The organism is Myxococcus sp. CA040A, assembly GCF_013336725.1.
GTDB lineage: Bacteria > Myxococcota > Myxococcia > Myxococcales > Myxococcaceae > Myxococcus > Myxococcus llanfairpwllgwyngyllgogerychwyrndrobwllllantysiliogogogochensis.
Window position 1 is genome coordinate 322,426 of the sequence record NZ_JABUMR010000006.1, and the last position, 14,162, is coordinate 336,587.

General features: G+C 69.4%; 12 protein-coding genes. 5 read left to right on the forward strand and 7 right to left on the reverse strand.

Annotation, left to right across the window (positions count from 1 at the left end; genetic code table 11):
- Nucleotides 1-25 precede the first annotated feature (25 nt).
- The 6 genes from HUA75_RS27485 to HUA75_RS27510 form a co-directional block, all read right to left on the reverse strand.
- Nucleotides 26-718, reverse strand: coding sequence for a hypothetical protein (locus HUA75_RS27485; RefSeq protein ID WP_174478301.1), 693 nt, complete (start codon nt 716-718; stop codon nt 26-28).
- Nucleotides 719-1,030 (reverse strand): hypothetical protein, encoded by a 312-nt coding sequence (locus HUA75_RS27490; RefSeq protein WP_141644031.1) that lies wholly within the window; start codon nt 1,028-1,030, stop codon nt 719-721.
- 1 nt (nt 1,031) lies between these two features.
- On the reverse strand, nt 1,032-2,060 hold the full coding sequence (locus HUA75_RS27495; protein ID WP_141644032.1) for a pilus assembly protein: 1,029 nt from the start codon (nt 2,058-2,060) through the stop codon (nt 1,032-1,034).
- Nucleotides 2,060-3,715: a TadE/TadG family type IV pilus assembly protein gene (locus tag HUA75_RS27500; protein WP_141644033.1), complete on the reverse strand. Its 1,656-nt coding sequence runs from the start codon at nt 3,713-3,715 to the stop codon at nt 2,060-2,062. The genes HUA75_RS27495 and HUA75_RS27500 overlap by 1 nt, the downstream gene beginning before the upstream one ends.
- Nucleotides 3,712-4,449 (reverse strand): TadE/TadG family type IV pilus assembly protein, encoded by a 738-nt coding sequence (locus tag HUA75_RS27505; protein WP_246137289.1) that lies wholly within the window; start codon nt 4,447-4,449, stop codon nt 3,712-3,714. The genes HUA75_RS27500 and HUA75_RS27505 overlap by 4 nt, the downstream gene beginning before the upstream one ends.
- Before the next feature lie 203 nt (nt 4,450-4,652).
- The gene (locus tag HUA75_RS27510; RefSeq protein WP_174457055.1) at nt 4,653-6,086 is read right to left on the reverse strand and encodes a sigma 54-interacting transcriptional regulator; all 1,434 of its coding nucleotides are present in this window, start codon (nt 6,084-6,086) and stop codon (nt 4,653-4,655) included.
- Nucleotides 6,087-6,164: 78 nt separating this feature from the next.
- Between HUA75_RS27510 and HUA75_RS27515 the strand changes: the two genes are divergently transcribed.
- On the forward strand, nt 6,165-7,166 hold the full coding sequence (locus HUA75_RS27515; protein WP_141644035.1) for a RimK family alpha-L-glutamate ligase: 1,002 nt from the start codon (nt 6,165-6,167) through the stop codon (nt 7,164-7,166).
- Nucleotides 7,167-7,328: 162 nt separating this feature from the next.
- Nucleotides 7,329-8,000 (forward strand): DsbA family protein, encoded by a 672-nt coding sequence (locus HUA75_RS27520; RefSeq protein WP_141644036.1) that lies wholly within the window; start codon nt 7,329-7,331, stop codon nt 7,998-8,000.
- Nucleotides 8,001-8,052: 52 nt separating this feature from the next.
- On the opposite strand, the gene HUA75_RS27525 is transcribed toward HUA75_RS27520, so the two are convergent.
- Nucleotides 8,053-9,036: a hypothetical protein gene (locus HUA75_RS27525; protein WP_174488037.1), complete on the reverse strand. Its 984-nt coding sequence runs from the start codon at nt 9,034-9,036 to the stop codon at nt 8,053-8,055.
- Nucleotides 9,037-9,267: 231 nt separating this feature from the next.
- On the opposite strand from HUA75_RS27525, the gene HUA75_RS27530 reads away from it, so the two are divergent.
- From HUA75_RS27530 to HUA75_RS47770, 3 genes are all read left to right on the forward strand, one after another.
- Nucleotides 9,268-10,560, forward strand: coding sequence for a hypothetical protein (locus HUA75_RS27530; protein WP_174488038.1), 1,293 nt, complete (start codon nt 9,268-9,270; stop codon nt 10,558-10,560).
- A 175-nt stretch (nt 10,561-10,735) separates the two neighbouring features.
- Nucleotides 10,736-11,599, forward strand: coding sequence for a carboxypeptidase regulatory-like domain-containing protein (locus HUA75_RS27535; RefSeq protein ID WP_174488039.1), 864 nt, complete (start codon nt 10,736-10,738; stop codon nt 11,597-11,599).
- Nucleotides 11,600-11,763: 164 nt separating this feature from the next.
- The gene (locus HUA75_RS47770) at nt 11,764-14,160 is read left to right on the forward strand and encodes an ATP-binding protein (RefSeq protein WP_217446298.1); all 2,397 of its coding nucleotides are present in this window, start codon (nt 11,764-11,766) and stop codon (nt 14,158-14,160) included.
- Nucleotides 14,161-14,162 lie beyond the last annotated feature (2 nt).

A 14,162-nucleotide genomic window follows, 5' to 3' on the forward strand; every position in this document is an offset into this window, starting at 1 on the left:
CCCGTAACACGCTCGGTTCAGCGCTTCAATCACCCGCGGGCTTCGCGTCCTCGGGAGAAACGGTGCGCCGCACGATGATGACGGCCAGCCTGCCATCCTTGGCCGGGGTCAGCTTGAGCTGCATCTCGTCCTGGCTGGAGCGATACACCCGGGGCTCGACTTCCTCGAAGCCCGCCTGGGTCAGCTCGTTGCGGTAGAAGACCTCCACGTCCGCCGCCTTCGCGCTCACCGAGTAGACGAGCGTCCGCGCCCCCTCCATGTCCGTCTGCATCATCCCCGCGCCCCCGGGATAGATGGGCGCGACGTTGGACTGCGGACGCGGCCCCTGCGACAGGTCCGCCTGTCCCAGGAACACCGTCGTCGTCCCGTCCGGATTGGGCTGGAGGATGGCCGTGTAGGAGACGAAGGCGCGCGTGTCGATGGCGGTAATCATCGGCTCGCGCAACAACTGCGGCTGACGCGACTCCGGCGGGACATGCAGCCCCCACGACAGGAAGCGGTCCACCAGCGCCTGGAGGATGTCCTCCGGCCGCGCCTTGCTGCGCACCGCGCTGAGCTTCACCGGGACACCGCTGGAGAGCACCGGCTGCGTCACCTCCACCACGCCCACGACGCCGGGCACCTCCCACTTGAAGGGCGTGCGCTGGGCGGCGGCCTGTCCGGCGGACAGCAGCCCCCACACCAGCAGACCCCAGGCTCCGCTCCTCACGCGCGCCATCTAGCGGACCCGTCCGCTCTTGCCCTTGCGGGGCGACTCCAGGCCCTCCGGGTCCACGCAGCGCTCCGCGCACTCGTTGAACTTCTTGTCCTGCTTCTCCTGACAGCGGAGGGCGCAGGACTGGAAGGGCCCGGGCTTCGTGGGGTCGTCCGAGGGCGAGGGACACCGGTCCATGCACGAGCGCATGGTGGCGTCGGCCTTGGTGGTGCACTCCATGCTGCACTGGTTGCCATCCGCCAACGCCAGCTGAGCCATGAGCACGGCGCCCAGGCCCAGCATCCAGCGCCCACCCGAGAGGGACACGCGCGTCATCTCAATCACAGTCCTTTCCCAGGAAGCAGCCGCCATTGCCGAAGCGCTCCAGGTGAGCCGCGCCATACGGGAACGTGGTGACGCCGATGATGGAGCCCGGCGTCGTGGGCCAGATGCGGGAGATGGGGTCCATGAGGGGCGGGGCCTGGATGAAGTTGACGACGTCCTCACCCGCCGCGCTCATCCAGAAGGTCTTCTCCATCATGCCCAGGCCCACCATGGCGAGCGCCGTGGGAGGCAGCGGGTTCCAGAACAGCGTGGCCTGCGCCAGGTTGCTCGCGGCGGTGGGGATGGGCAGCGTCGTCGGCGCGTAGGTGGACCACACCGCCGCGTGCATGGGCGCGTTGGTGCAGGGGATGAGCTGGTCCTGCATCAAGATGTTGCAGGTGGCCGACTCCAGCGGGCCCGCGAGCCCCCAGTCATCCACGAGCATGGAGAAGCGGCCGTTGCAGGTGCCGCCCACCGCGCGGCCCACCGCGCAGACCCGGAGGTTGGTGAGGGAGTTGTCCAGGTTTTGCTTCTGGTAGAGCGCGCCGTCCGAGGGGCCGTCAAGGAACGAGCTGGGAAAGCGCCAGGTGCTCAGCGTGGCCTGGGCGCCGCACGCCGTGCCGCCGTTGTCCCGGTAGACGAGCCGGGTGGGAATCGCACCCGTCCAGCCCACGCCCACGTCCATGCCGCAGCGCACCTGCATGCCGGTGCCCTGCGTGAATACCTGGGTGATGCGGCCGGCGCCCGGAGCGGAGGACAGGCCCTTGAAGTCCGAGTAGCGCGCCTCGGCGTTCGCGGCGGCATCCCGCATGGAGTCCTCCGCGTCGTCATACGAGACGGGGATGGTGTGCATCTCCCCGTGCGTGCCATCCCACAGCGCGGAGACCGCGGCCTCCTGCACCTTCAGCGACAGGAAGCCCACCTCCGCGAAGTGGATGCCGAAGGCGATGATGGTGACGAACAGCGTGGTGCCGATGGCCGCTTCGAGCAGGGCCTGGCCCCGAGCGTTCCGGCGCTGACGACGAGAGCGGCGCGGTGTCATCACTGAAGCCCCTTGAAGCCCGCGTTGCGCAGCTCCTGGAAGGTCTGCGCCGCGACGGGCGAGCTGATTCCCAACGTCCCGATGGCGTCGCGCACGCCATTGTTGTCGATGTCCGCGCCCACGAGCGTGGCGCGCCAGTACGGATTGAGCAGGTTGGGCGGCTCGCTCCAGTGGTGGAAGCCCAGGCTCTCACCGCGGTGGTAGTAGGCGATGCCCGTGGACAGCGCCGTCTGCGTGCTGTTGGGCGTGCCATCCGCCAGGTTGAAGCTGGTCGCGTCGTACACGTTGCCCGCGCTTCCGGACTCGAAGCGGTAGCGGAAGGACAGGTCCCACGGGTCCAGCTTGCGCGCCATCAGGTCTCTCTGGACGACGGCGAAGTTCTTCGGCTGGCCGTAGTTGTTGCCCTCGCCGTTGAGCAGCAGCGTGAGGTTGTAGTCCAGGAACGGCGGCCAGATGCCAGGGCACGACGAGGGCCCACCCAGGCAGGGCGCCAGCATGTGATTGAAGGGGCCACCGGCATCAGCACCGCCCGTCCACCTGTGCTCGGGCCGGGGCATGAAGCCCCCCGACGACACCAGGGACGCCGTGGTCGACTGGGTCCCCGCGACGCTCGCGGGACAGGCGACGGGGTTTCCGCCATGCAGCAGGTGGTTGTACATCCAGCCGATGCGGCCCTGCTCATCTCCCGTGAGCGCGGGAGCATAGGGAGGCAGCAGCGGCACCTTCCGCCCCGGCTTGCCGAAGTACGTCGTCCCGTTGGTGGTGGGCAGCACCGTCACATCGTCCGGAAGCCAGATGACGAAGTCCAGGTTGGCCTGGTGCGCGGTGTAGTCCCCCAGTCGCCACTGGCGGTGGGTGACGAAGTGGAAGCCGCGGCTGCCCATGGCCGCGTTGACGGCGTGCGCGACGGTGAGCGGCAAATCACAGACGGCGCCGTCGTCCGTGCAGGCGATGCCGCCACTCAGCTCGCCCTCGTTGACGCCGCCGATGTCGGGCACCCTCCAGGCGGAGTCCCCCACGAACTTCCCCGGACCCTCGATGTTGCGCAGAATCCTGTTCGTGAAGTGCTGGCTCCCCAGGGCGTCGCGCAGGTCGCGGTAGTTGTCCTGCTGCGCGACGTAGAACGCTCCCTGCGCGATTTGGTGCGCGAGAATCTGGAGGTTCACCATGAAGTCCATGGACTGGAACACGGCCTCCACGCGCGCCTGCTCGATGCGCAATTGCGTCTGGAGCATCCCCAGGTCGGACACGCCCTGGCGCCCGCAGCGGCACTTCTCCCGACACCACGAGCTCTTCGCGGCGCAGGGACAGCCGGTGGCCATGGCCAGCTGGTAGGGCTTCTTGCCAATGCCGAAGCCCGTGTTGGCCGCGTTGAGCTGCGCGCGGTAGAGGCTGGCCCAGCTCACCAGGCTGGTGGCGCCCGCCTGCGCCACCGCGTGGCCAATCTGCGCGCGGTTCATCACCGCGATGTTGTTGAAGGTGCGCGCGGTGGCCACCGCGTTGGAGTAGGCCGCCGCGTCCGCCACCGTCTGCAGTTCAATGCGCTCACGCACCTTCATGGAGAAGGAGAGCGTCATGGTGACCATGAGCACCATCAACAAGGTGCCCAGCACGAACAGCACCAGCGTCTGACCGCGAGACAGGGAGCGCTTCATCGGGGGCAGTCCATGGTGGCGAAGTGGCGCCGCTTGGCGGGCGTCAGCATCCGCATGGTGAAGCTGGTTTCAATGGGGAAGACGTACTCCTCGCGAGCCACCCGCGAGGCCAGCTCGGAGCGGATGTCACCCGCCAGGTTGAGCGGCGTGGAGAACTCCCCCGCGTTCCAGTTGGCGTTGCGCTCCGCGGGCATCAGCGGATTGGCGGCCGTGTAGTCCTGGATGCCCATCTGCGCCATGAACATGCGCGACATCACCCAGTTCGCGAACGGGATGCGCATCGGGTACCAGTAGATGAGCTGCACCTCCAGCCGCCGCAGGTGCCCCGGGTCGTCGAACGCGCGGTCCTGCGGGCCGTCGATACCGCCCCCCACCAGCGCCCGGTTGATCCACACGATGCCGCCGGTGTGCACGCCGTCCAGGCCGCTCCGGTAGCGGTTGTCCCGGCGCGCGCCGAAGGCCGCCGCCAGCTTCGCCGGCGCGCCACCCCCGCCACCATGCCGCACCTCGTCGGTGGCGCTCGACATGCCCAGGAACGAGTGGAACGAGGGCAGCAGCGCGAGGATGGCCGCGTGGGTCATCCGCTCGCACTCGCCATGCGCCACGCTGCCCGCCCGGGTCGCCTGGAACGCCGCGTACTGCGCCAGCACGCGCGCCTGCAACATCAGGAACAACTGCAACGTGCCCAGCAACAGGAACACCACCAGCGGCAGGGTGATTGCCGCCTCCACCATGGCTTGTCCTGACTGGCCAACATTCCTTCGAGGGTAGGAATTCATGGCAGCACGCATGTTCCAGGGATTTACCCCCCAGAAGACATACGTCAACTTGCCCGTCGCAAAGGGGCTGTCTCCCAGTCAGCGCTACAGGCCGGGCAGCGCGTGTGTCGCGTGTGTCACGGGAATCCCCCGGGGCGCGGCGACCCCAGGGGCGTGGATCAGCGTGATTTCATGCCCTTGGTATCGAGCTGATACTTCTTCACCAGCCGCTCGATGGACTTCCTGTGCAGGCCGCTCTCCCGGGCGGCGCGGGAGAGGTTCCCCTCGCAGCGGGTGAGGACGCTGGTGACGTACTCCCGCTCGAAGTTCTCCAGGAGCTGCTCCTTGGCGTCCTTGAAGGACAGGTGCTCGTTGAAGGGCAGCGGCCCCTCGCGGGCCTGCCCCCGCACCCGGGGCGGGAGACTGGCTGGCTGGATTTCTTCGCCCTCGCTGAACGTGAGCACGTGAGACAGGACGTTCATCAGCTCGCGCACGTTGCCCGGCCACGCGTAGGACATCAGCAGGCTCATGGACTCCGCGGAGAAGCGCTTCTTGCCGTGCTTGAGGACGACCTCCGGGTCCGCGAGGGCTTCCTTGAGGATGAGGGGGATGTCGTCGCGGCGCTGGCGCAGCGGCGGGAGCTGAATCGTAATCACCGACAGGCGGAAGTAGAGGTCCTCGCGGAAGTTGCCCGCCTGAATCTCCTTCATCAAATCCCGGTTGGTGGCGGCGATGACGCGGCAGCTCACCTCGATGACGTCGTTGCCGCCCACGCGGCGCACCTCGTGGTTCTCCAGCACGCGCAACAGCTTGGGCTGCAGGTCCAGGCGCAGCTCGCCCAGTTCGTCCAGGAAGATGGTGCCGCCGTGCGCGCGCTCGAAGGCGCCGGGGCGTCCGCTCACCGCGCCGGTGAAGGCGCCCTTCTCGTGGCCGAACAGCTCGCTCTCGATGAGGTTGGGCGGGATGGCGCCGCAGTCGAGCACCTCCATGGGCGACTTGTTGCGACCCGACAGCTCATGGATGGCGCGCGCCACCAGCTCCTTGCCGGTGCCCGTCTCGCCCTGGATGATGACGGAGACATCGAGCGGGGCGATCTTCTTGATGAGCCCGAATATCTGGCGCATCTTCATGCTCTGGCCGACCATGCCGCACAGCTCGCCGTCGCGGTCCGGCTCGATGGTGACCTCCTCATCGAGCGGCGCGAAGGTCAGCACGGACGAGCCCGCGCGAATCTGCGAGCCCGGTGAGAGATAGGCCCGCTCGATTCTGCGGCCGTCCAGGAACGTGCCGTTGGTGGAGCCCAGGTCCACCAGCAGATAGCCGCGCTCGGTGAACTGGATTTCGAAGTGGTGGCGACTGGCGGTGCGGTCCTCCACGAGCACCAGGTCATTGCCCGGGTGCGCGCCGCAGCGCAGGCGTTCCTTGTCGCTGACGACGGAGCGTCCGGTGTCCGGCCCGGAGGCCACGGCCAGCCGACACTTGTGGAGCTTCACCGTGGTACGCGGGTCCACCACGAGCGTCTCTCCCAGCAACGGAGAGTGGGCAAGGTCTAACCCGGCGGCATCTCCGGGGCTGGTGTGGATGTCGTCGGGATGCGGATCTGTCGCGCTCATCTCCGTTCGAGGATAGCAAACGCGAACCACGTCACCCGCCCCGTCCGGCGGTACATGGTACGCTCGGGTGCTCCGCCCATGTCTCCCCGAAAAATCCAGCAGAAGAAGGCCCCGGCCACGCCTGGGTCCCCGGCACCCGAGCGCCCCGCGCCGCGTCGTTCACGCGTGAAGAAGACGGTGGCCATCCTGTCCCGGAAGCGCTCGCTCTACTCGACACGCCGGTTGGTATCCGCCATTCGGGAGCGGGGCCACCGGCCGCTGGTGCTGGACACTCTGCGTTGCTGCCTGCTGCTCGCGCAAGGCGCACCGCGCATGACGTACCGCGGTGTGGAGATGAAGGGCGTGGACGTCGTCGTGCCGCGCATCGGCGCGTCCATCACCGCCTATGGGCTGGCGGTGGTGAATCACTTCGAGATGATGGGTGTTCCGGTACTCAACCCTCCGTCGTCCATCGCACGCAGCCGCGACAAGCTGCGCGCGCTCCAGTTCCTGTCGCGTTCCGGACTGGACATCCCGCGCACGGTGATGGCGCATGACCGCAGCAACGTGCGCCGGCTGGTGGAAGAGGTGGGCGGGCTGCCCGTCATCATCAAGCTCATCAAGGGCACGCAGGGCGTGGGGGTGATGATCGCTCACACGCTGCCGGAGGTGCAGACCATCCTGGACACGTTCTGGGACCTGGGTCAGGAAATCGTGCTCCAGGAGTTCGTCGCGGAGAGCGAGGGCCGCGACGTGCGCGCGCTCGTGGTGGGCAGTCGGGTGGTGGGCGCGATGCGTCGCAAGGCGAAGAAGGGCGAGTTCCGCTCCAACATCCACCGCGGCGGTGAAGGGCAGGCAATCGAGCTTCCTCCCGCGTACATGGAAGCCGCTGTGCGGGCCGCGAACATCATCGGCCTGGAGGTCGCCGGCGTGGACATGCTGGAGGGCCACGCGGGACCCCGGTTGATGGAGATCAACTCCAGCCCTGGCTTCGAGGGACTGGAGGGCGCCACGGGACGGGACATCGCGGGAGAAATCATCGACCACGCGCTGGCTTACGCCGGGTCGAAGTCGGGTGGTCCGCAGGCCTTCGGAGAGTAGGCACGAAGGGCCGTGGAGGTTGCTCGCATGCCCTGAAGCAAGCGAGCAGCCTGGGCCACAGCTACCTCGGATGCTCCTCAGGAACACAGGAATGCATTCAGCGGCCGAGTGTCATGGGGAGTTGGCAGCAGCGCGGCGTGGCCTCTAATCTGGCGGCCCCCCATGAAAACGCTGCACAAGCCGCTGCAGATCACCGTGTACCAGGATGTGTTGTGCTCCTGGTGCTATCTCGCCGACCTGCGCCTGGACGTCTTGCGCCAGGAGTTGGGCGAAGCCGTCCGCTGGAGCGTGAGGCCTTATCCGCTTCGCGTGCACGATGTGCTTCCCACGGAGCGCGAGAAGCGCGGCCTCGTGGAAGAAGTGCAGCGCGCGCAACGCGAGTCGGACCAGACCGCTCCGCTGTTGTCCACGGACCTGTGGCTGGGTGGAGACCCACCGCGCAGCAGCGTGCCGGCACTGGCGGCGCTCGAGGCCGCGCGACTCCAGGGACCGCAGGCGCGCGCCTTCCTCGCGCGGGCCATGCAGCGCGCCGCGTTGGAGCAGGGCGTCAACGTGTCGCGCCCGGACGTGGTGTTCGAGCTGGCGTCGCGCGTGGGCCTGGCGATGAACGAGTTCTCCGCCGCGTTCCGCTCAGAGGAGACACGCCGGCTCATCCTGGATGAGCACCGCGACGCGACGGGCCGCGGCGTGCGCGGCGTGCCCACGCTCGTCATCGGCGGGCGGTGGATGCTGTGCGGTCTGCGCGAGCTGACCGAGTACCGCGAGCACATCCTGGCCTGCATGGGCCGGGTGGCCACGCCCCGCTCGGGTTCCTCCGAGCGGCTGGTGCACTGACGCACGTCCCGCACCGGGGCCCGCATCCCTTCGCGGGCCCCGACGAGCGACGTCAGACTTCTTCCGCGCCCTTGCTGAGCGACAGGTAGAGGCCGGCGAGCAGCAACTGGAAGAAGGCCAGGGCGGGGATGCCCGGCAGACAGCACAGGAAGATGCCCACGATGAAGATGACGGCGCCGATGAACATGGTGCCGAGCATGCCCATGCGCTGCCCCTGAGCGGCGGCGAAGCAGCGCTTCAGCGTCTCCACGGGACCCGGGTTCTCCGCATCCACGAGCGCCGGCTGCATGAGCACCAGCGGCATGACGAGCCAGAGCCCAGGGAAGATGTAGAGCCCGATGCCCACCACGAACATCACCACGTAGACATGCGTGGGCGCGTTCGACATCGCCGCTTCGACCGCCGCCGCCGAGTTCCCCACGTCGAGCGGTATCCCCGTCATCCCGAGGAACACCGCGAGCGCGGCGCCGAAGCAGAGGATGATGACGGGGAGCATCACCGCGAACGACAGCAGCAGGGTGAGCAGGTAGGGCACCAGCTTGGAGAACTGCGAGAACATCCGCCCCAGGTCGGCGCGCTGGCCCTGGAGCACGTCCAGGCACATGCGGGTGATGCCGAGGGTGCCCATGCCCTGGATGACCCACGACACCACGGTGCCCACGATGACCATCAGCACGGTGACGGTGGTGCTGCCCGACAGCCCGCCGATGAAGGACAGAATCTGGGAGACGAAGCTGCCCACCATCGCGGCCGCGAAGAAGAGGATTGCGCCCACGCTGAGCATCACCCACTCGCGCTTGAACCGCTCCCAGCACACCTCCAGCAGCCCGCCAATGGACCAGTTGTGGCGGTCCAACGGGAAGGCCTGACCCAGGCCCTCGCGCTCACGACAGGTGGGACAGTGCACGTGCGTGCCGCCCTCGCTGCACGCGTCGCACATGAAGTTGCCGCAGCGCGTACAGGTCCGCTGCGCGAGGTGATCCGGGTGCAACGGGCACATCGCCCCCCTGCCCCGACCAAAATCCGATTCCGACATGGGTGCCCTTCTCCTCGCGCGACGGGTCCAGAAAGCCCCGGTGCTCGCATCGCGCTCACACCGCACCTACACCAGCCGGCACGGTGTTCACCAGGGCACACCCCCGGTTAAAGAGGGAGCAGGCGGGCAAGAAGGAGTCCGGCGTGAATTTCCTCCCGGGCCGCCCGTCTTCAGCCCGTGGTCGCGAAGAGGGACTGGCTGGAAGTGCCCTTCGCACGGGAGACTCGTCACATGCGCCGACTGCTCGCACTCGCCATCCCTCTTGCCCTGATGATGGGGACGGGCTGCTACGCCCACTATCACGGCCCCGCCGCCCGCCGCCCCGTGGTGGCGGTGGTGGACTACCGGTTCTCGGGCGACCACCCCATTCCGGACCACGACGGTGGCGGCTGGTGCCCGTACGACCACGTCCACACGCACGGCTACCGCCCGGCCGAGACGCACTACGTCTACACGGACGACGTCTACTACTACCAAGGGCCGACGATGGTCTGGTACTGGGACTTCCACCTGGATCCGCTCGGGGCGTCGTGCGGCCTGCACGGGCGTCACTCGCACGACTACTACCCGAACGCGGGCCGGGCGTACCGCTGGGAGCGCAACCGCGGCTACGTGTATGACCGGACCCACGCCGCCTCCGCGGGCTACGGCTACAGCCGGGCCAGGTCGCGCCCCGCTTCTCGCGGCTCCGTGTCTCGCAACGACGACCGTCCCTCGAACCGGCCTCCTCCCTCCGGCACCGGCTGGGGCACCCAGCCTCCTCGCGGCGGCTCCCGATACGACGGGGACAACAACGGCGGCAGCTGGGGCGGCGGGAACAACTCGGGCGGCAACAACGGCGGTGGTTACGGCCGGGGCAACAGCGGGCGGGACAGGGATGATGACCGCGGCGGCTCGCGTCCCGGGCGCGGCCAGGGGCGAGACCGCGATGACGACAACAACGGCGGTGGCTGGGGCAGCTCCGGCGGCGGCAACAACGGCGGCTACGGCAACAACGGCGGGACGCCTCCGGGCGGCAGTGGCTCCAGCGGTGGCAGCTCCGGTGGTGGCTACGGCAACAGCGGCGGTGGCAGCTCCGGTGGTGGCAGCTCCGGTGGTGGCGGGTACAACGGCGGGACTCCTCCGAGCGGCAGTGGCTCCGGTGGCGGCAGCTCCGGTGGTGGCAATGGCCGAGGCAATCGCGACAACGACAACGACCGCGGAAACAGCAGCAACGGGGGCAGCAGTGGCGGCTGGGGCAGCGGTGGCGGACGCGGGAGCAGCGGTGGAAGCAGCGGTGGCGGGAGCAGCAGCGGTGGAAGCAGCGGTGGCGGCAGCAGCAGCGGCGGCTGGGGCAGCGGTGGCGGACGCAGCAGCAGCGGCAGCAGCAGTGGAGGGAGCAGCGGCGGAGGCCGGAGCTCCGGTGGAAGCTGGGGCAGCGGTGGCGGCAGCAGCGCCCCGAAGAGCTCGGGTGGCGGCTCGTCCGCGCCGGGTGGTCGCGGTGGTTCCAGCAACTCCAAGGACAACAAGGGCGGCTGGCGCTGAGCCCACGGGCGGCACCCCCGCCCTCCAAAGCTGATGGATTTCCGACACCGGGCTGCGTCCCTCGTGCTTCCCAGGCGAGTGACGGCCCGGTGTCTGTGTTTGCGGCGTCGGACAGGGGACGGAGCGTTCGCGGGCGGATTGCCGCTCGACGGGGGCATGGAAATGTTGCCGACCGATGAAGCGCCCAATCCTGCTGGCCTCCTGTGTACTTCTCGGGCTCGTGTCGTCCGGCTGCGGCTCCGGCGGACCTGCTCCGGACCCCGGCTTCCAGACCGAGGACGCCGAGTCGGTGGACCTGGACAACCTCCGCATCCGCGTCAGCGGGCAGGCGCAGGTGCTGCCCGAGGCCGCGCGACTGCTCACGTCCCTGGGACAACCGGTGCCCTTGCTCGGCGGCATGCCCGTCGCCATCGAGGAGCCGCTGCGCGTGGCGGTGAATGACCTCAATGCGACGTTCGGCACGGGCGCCATCGCCGAAGACGGCGCCTTCGCCGTGGCGGAGGTCCCCGTGCGCGAGGTGCACCAGGGGCTGGCCGTGGGACTCAACGGCCCGGGCTTCGTGCGCACCGTCACCGTTGTCTACGACAGCGTCTTCACCGGCGCGCGGCCTCGCACGGATGTCATCGAAGCGAGCGCCTGGGCCCTGCCGGAGCAGTTCCACGACGCGCTGTGCACGGCCATGGGTGAACCGCTGCTGCGCGGCCACACGGAAGACCGGGCCCGCACCCTTCGCGACGCGGGCTTCGCGCTGGGCCGCGTCGTCGACGAGAACGGCCAGCCTCGCGCCGGCGTGCGCGTGGTGCCGGACCGGAGCGAGCTGACGGAGCGCATCTACTACCCGACCTCGGACCTGAACGGCGTCAACCAGGCGGGCACCTCCGCGGAGGGCCTGTTCCTCTACGTCCACACCGCCGGGGACGCGGAGACGTTCCGGCTGGGCGTGGAGGGCGAGGACACCTACGTGGCTCGCAACGTGGCGGTCGCTCCCGGTTGGGGCCTGGTGCTCACCCTGTACCCCGGACTGCATCCGCCACCGTGAGCGGCACTCAGGCGGGCACCCTGCCCCGCCGTGCGACGCGCGAGGGGGCGCGCATGCGCATCCATGTCCCGGACAGGTGCGTGAGGAACGAGGCAGCGGGCCGCCGCGCGTGACACGGCCGCCCACCCTTGGCGGAAGCACCCGTGCGTTCCGGGGGGACGCCGATGAATCGGACCTGGAGGGCCCAGTCCCGCAGCCAGGCCATGGCCCGCGCGCTCGCATGGGTCGCGGTGGCGGGCGCGCCTCTGCTGGGGCTGCTCTCGCTCGCCGGCTGGGCCGTCTTCGCGCACTCACCGTGGCCAGAAGCCGCGGGCATGCCCATGACAGCGCCACGGACGGGCGTCGCGCTGGTGCTCGGAGGCGTGGCGCTCGGTCTGTACCTGCCCACCCGCCCCTCCCGCGCGCGCCGACGACTGTCCTCCCTCTGCGCGGTGGGCATGTGCCTCATCGCCTGCATCAGCCTGCTGCAAGAGGTGGCGGGCCTGCCACCGGCGCTGGAGTCCTTCCTCGCGAGGACCTTCGGTGTCCTCAGCGCGACGATTCTCCCCTCCCCCCTCACGCCCCTCAGCGTGCTGTTCCTGGGCAGTGCCCTGCTGCTACCGGACCGCGCCGGGACTCGACAGGTGTGGCGGGACGCGCTCGTGGTGGCGGCGCTGCTGGTCGCGCTGCTGGGCTTCAATGGACTGCTGCTCGGTCCGCTCTTCGCGTCGGGCGGCGAGTCCCTTCCCCCCAGGCGCGGCATGGGCTTGTACACGGCGCTGGGGGTACTGCTGCTCGGCGTGGGCCTGCTCTGCGCGCGGCCGGAGCGGGGCCTCGCGGGGCGAATCACGCGGGACACGCTCGGTGGGTTCCTCGCGCGTCGGCTCGTGCCCGTGGCAATCCTGGGGCCTTCGCTCCTGGGCGCGGCCCTGTCGCTGCTCAGCCTGGAGGGGATGCTCGGTCGCGAGGCGAAGCTGCCCATCTTCGCCACCTTGTTGAGCGCGGGCGGCGCCGTGCTGGTGCTGCTATCCGCGCGGGCCCTGGACACGCTGGAGGCGGGACGTCGACGCGCCACCGCGGCGCTCGAGGCCTCCGAGGCTCGCTACCGGGGGCTGCTGGAGACGACACCGGAGCCGCTGTTGATAGTGGACCCGGAGGGGCTGCTGCGCTTCGTCAACACGGAGGCGGAGCGCGTGTTCGGCCATCCGCGCGAGGCGCTGCTGGGCCGCGAGGTGGAGCTGCTCGTGCCAGAGGGACTCTTCGGCGGACGCAGCCTGGGGGGCCTGTCGAATGCCCGCGCCATGCATGGCCTGCGCGCCGATGGCACCCGGGTGCCCCTGGAAGCACGCCTGCGCCAGGTTCCCGGCCCCGAGGGCGGCAGCCTGCTCGCCGTGCTCCGCGACGTCACCGAGCGGGAGCGGGCCACCGACCGCCTGCGGGCCGCCCACGAGGAAGCGGAGGTGCAGCGCGGTCTGCTCCAGGCCGTGCTGAATCACGCACCGGTGGGGGTGCTCTTCATCGACCCGGAGCAGGGCACCCTGGTGTCGAACCCCTTCGCGGAGACCTTGCTCGGGCCGCTTCCGGCGCGAGCGAAGCGCGGCTCGTACCTGAGCCGACTGCGCCATCCAGACGGACGTCCCATGAAGATGGAGGAGCTGCCTTCGAGCCGGGCGGCGAAGAGTGGAGAGGTGGTGGGCCCGGTCGAGGTCAAGCTCGTGCGCCCGGATGGAAGGACGACCCCCGTGCTCATCACCGCCGCGCCCGTGCTCGGGCCGCAAGGCGAGCAGCGCGGCGTGGTCGTCACCGGCCATGACCTCACGCCCCACCGCGAGCTGGAGCGGCTGCGCGAGGAGTACGTGAGCCTCATCTCCCATGACCTGCGCAACCCGCTGCAAGGCATCACCCTGCGAGCGAGCATGCTGCTGCGCGCACTGAAGGAGCGTCACCTGGAGCGCGAGGAGCTGCTCACGGACGCCATCCTCCGCAACGTGGCGTGGATGAGCTCCATGATTGAAGAGCTGCTGGAGGGCTCGCGCCTGGAGTCCCGCCGCATCGAGCTGCGCCGCGAGCAGACGGACGTGGTGCGCTTCCTCGAGGACGTGCTGGAGCGGGACGTCCCTCCGGACCTGCGCGAGCGCTTCCGCCTGGAGGTGACGACGCCGCTGCCCATGACCTGGGTGGACGCCCGACGCCTGGAGCGGGTGCTGTCCAACCTGCTGGGCAACGCGGCCAAGTACGGTCCACCCGACAAGCCCGTGGTGGTGCGCGCATCGTCTCGCGAGGGCTGGGTCGTGGTGTCGGTGCGAGACGAAGGCCCGGGGCTCGCACGCGAGGACACCGAGCACGTCTTCGACAAGTACTACCGGACGCGACAGGGCAGCGCGTCCGACACCCAGGGCCTGGGGCTGGGGCTCTACATCTGCCGGCTCATCATCGAAGCGCACGGCGGCCACATCTGGGTGGAGAGCGAGCCGGGCCGGGGCGCCACCTTCTGCTTCAGCGTGCCCACGGCCCCCAAGGACCCCGCGAGCCCGGAGCCGCCTCTTCTTCCAGAGGGGCCCGGGTCGAAGGGAATCACTTGAGA

Bases quoted from the DNA above. Each gene is read 5' to 3' on its own strand.
- HUA75_RS27505 (WP_246137289.1), bottom strand. From the start codon at position 4,449: ATGGTGGAGGCGGCAATCACCCTGCCGCTGGTGGTGTTCCTGTTGCTG.
- HUA75_RS27500 (WP_141644033.1), bottom strand. From the start codon at position 3,715: ATGAAGCGCTCCCTGTCTCGCGGTCAGACGCTGGTGCTGTTCGTGCTG.
- HUA75_RS27485 (WP_174478301.1), bottom strand. From the start codon at position 718: ATGGCGCGCGTGAGGAGCGGAGCCTGGGGTCTGCTGGTGTGGGGGCTG.
- HUA75_RS27515 (WP_141644035.1), top strand. From the start codon at position 6,165: ATGTCTCCCCGAAAAATCCAGCAGAAGAAGGCCCCGGCCACGCCTGGG.
- HUA75_RS27535 (WP_174488039.1), top strand. From the start codon at position 10,736: ATGAAGCGCCCAATCCTGCTGGCCTCCTGTGTACTTCTCGGGCTCGTG.
- HUA75_RS27510 (WP_174457055.1), bottom strand. From the start codon at position 6,086: ATGAGCGCGACAGATCCGCATCCCGACGACATCCACACCAGCCCCGGA.
- HUA75_RS27495 (WP_141644032.1), bottom strand. From the start codon at position 2,060: ATGACACCGCGCCGCTCTCGTCGTCAGCGCCGGAACGCTCGGGGCCAG.
- HUA75_RS27490 (WP_141644031.1), bottom strand. From the start codon at position 1,030: ATGACGCGCGTGTCCCTCTCGGGTGGGCGCTGGATGCTGGGCCTGGGC.
- HUA75_RS27525 (WP_174488037.1), bottom strand. From the start codon at position 9,036: ATGTCGGAATCGGATTTTGGTCGGGGCAGGGGGGCGATGTGCCCGTTG.
- HUA75_RS27530 (WP_174488038.1), top strand. From the start codon at position 9,268: ATGCGCCGACTGCTCGCACTCGCCATCCCTCTTGCCCTGATGATGGGG.
- HUA75_RS47770 (WP_217446298.1), top strand. From the start codon at position 11,764: ATGAATCGGACCTGGAGGGCCCAGTCCCGCAGCCAGGCCATGGCCCGC.
- HUA75_RS27520 (WP_141644036.1), top strand. From the start codon at position 7,329: ATGAAAACGCTGCACAAGCCGCTGCAGATCACCGTGTACCAGGATGTG.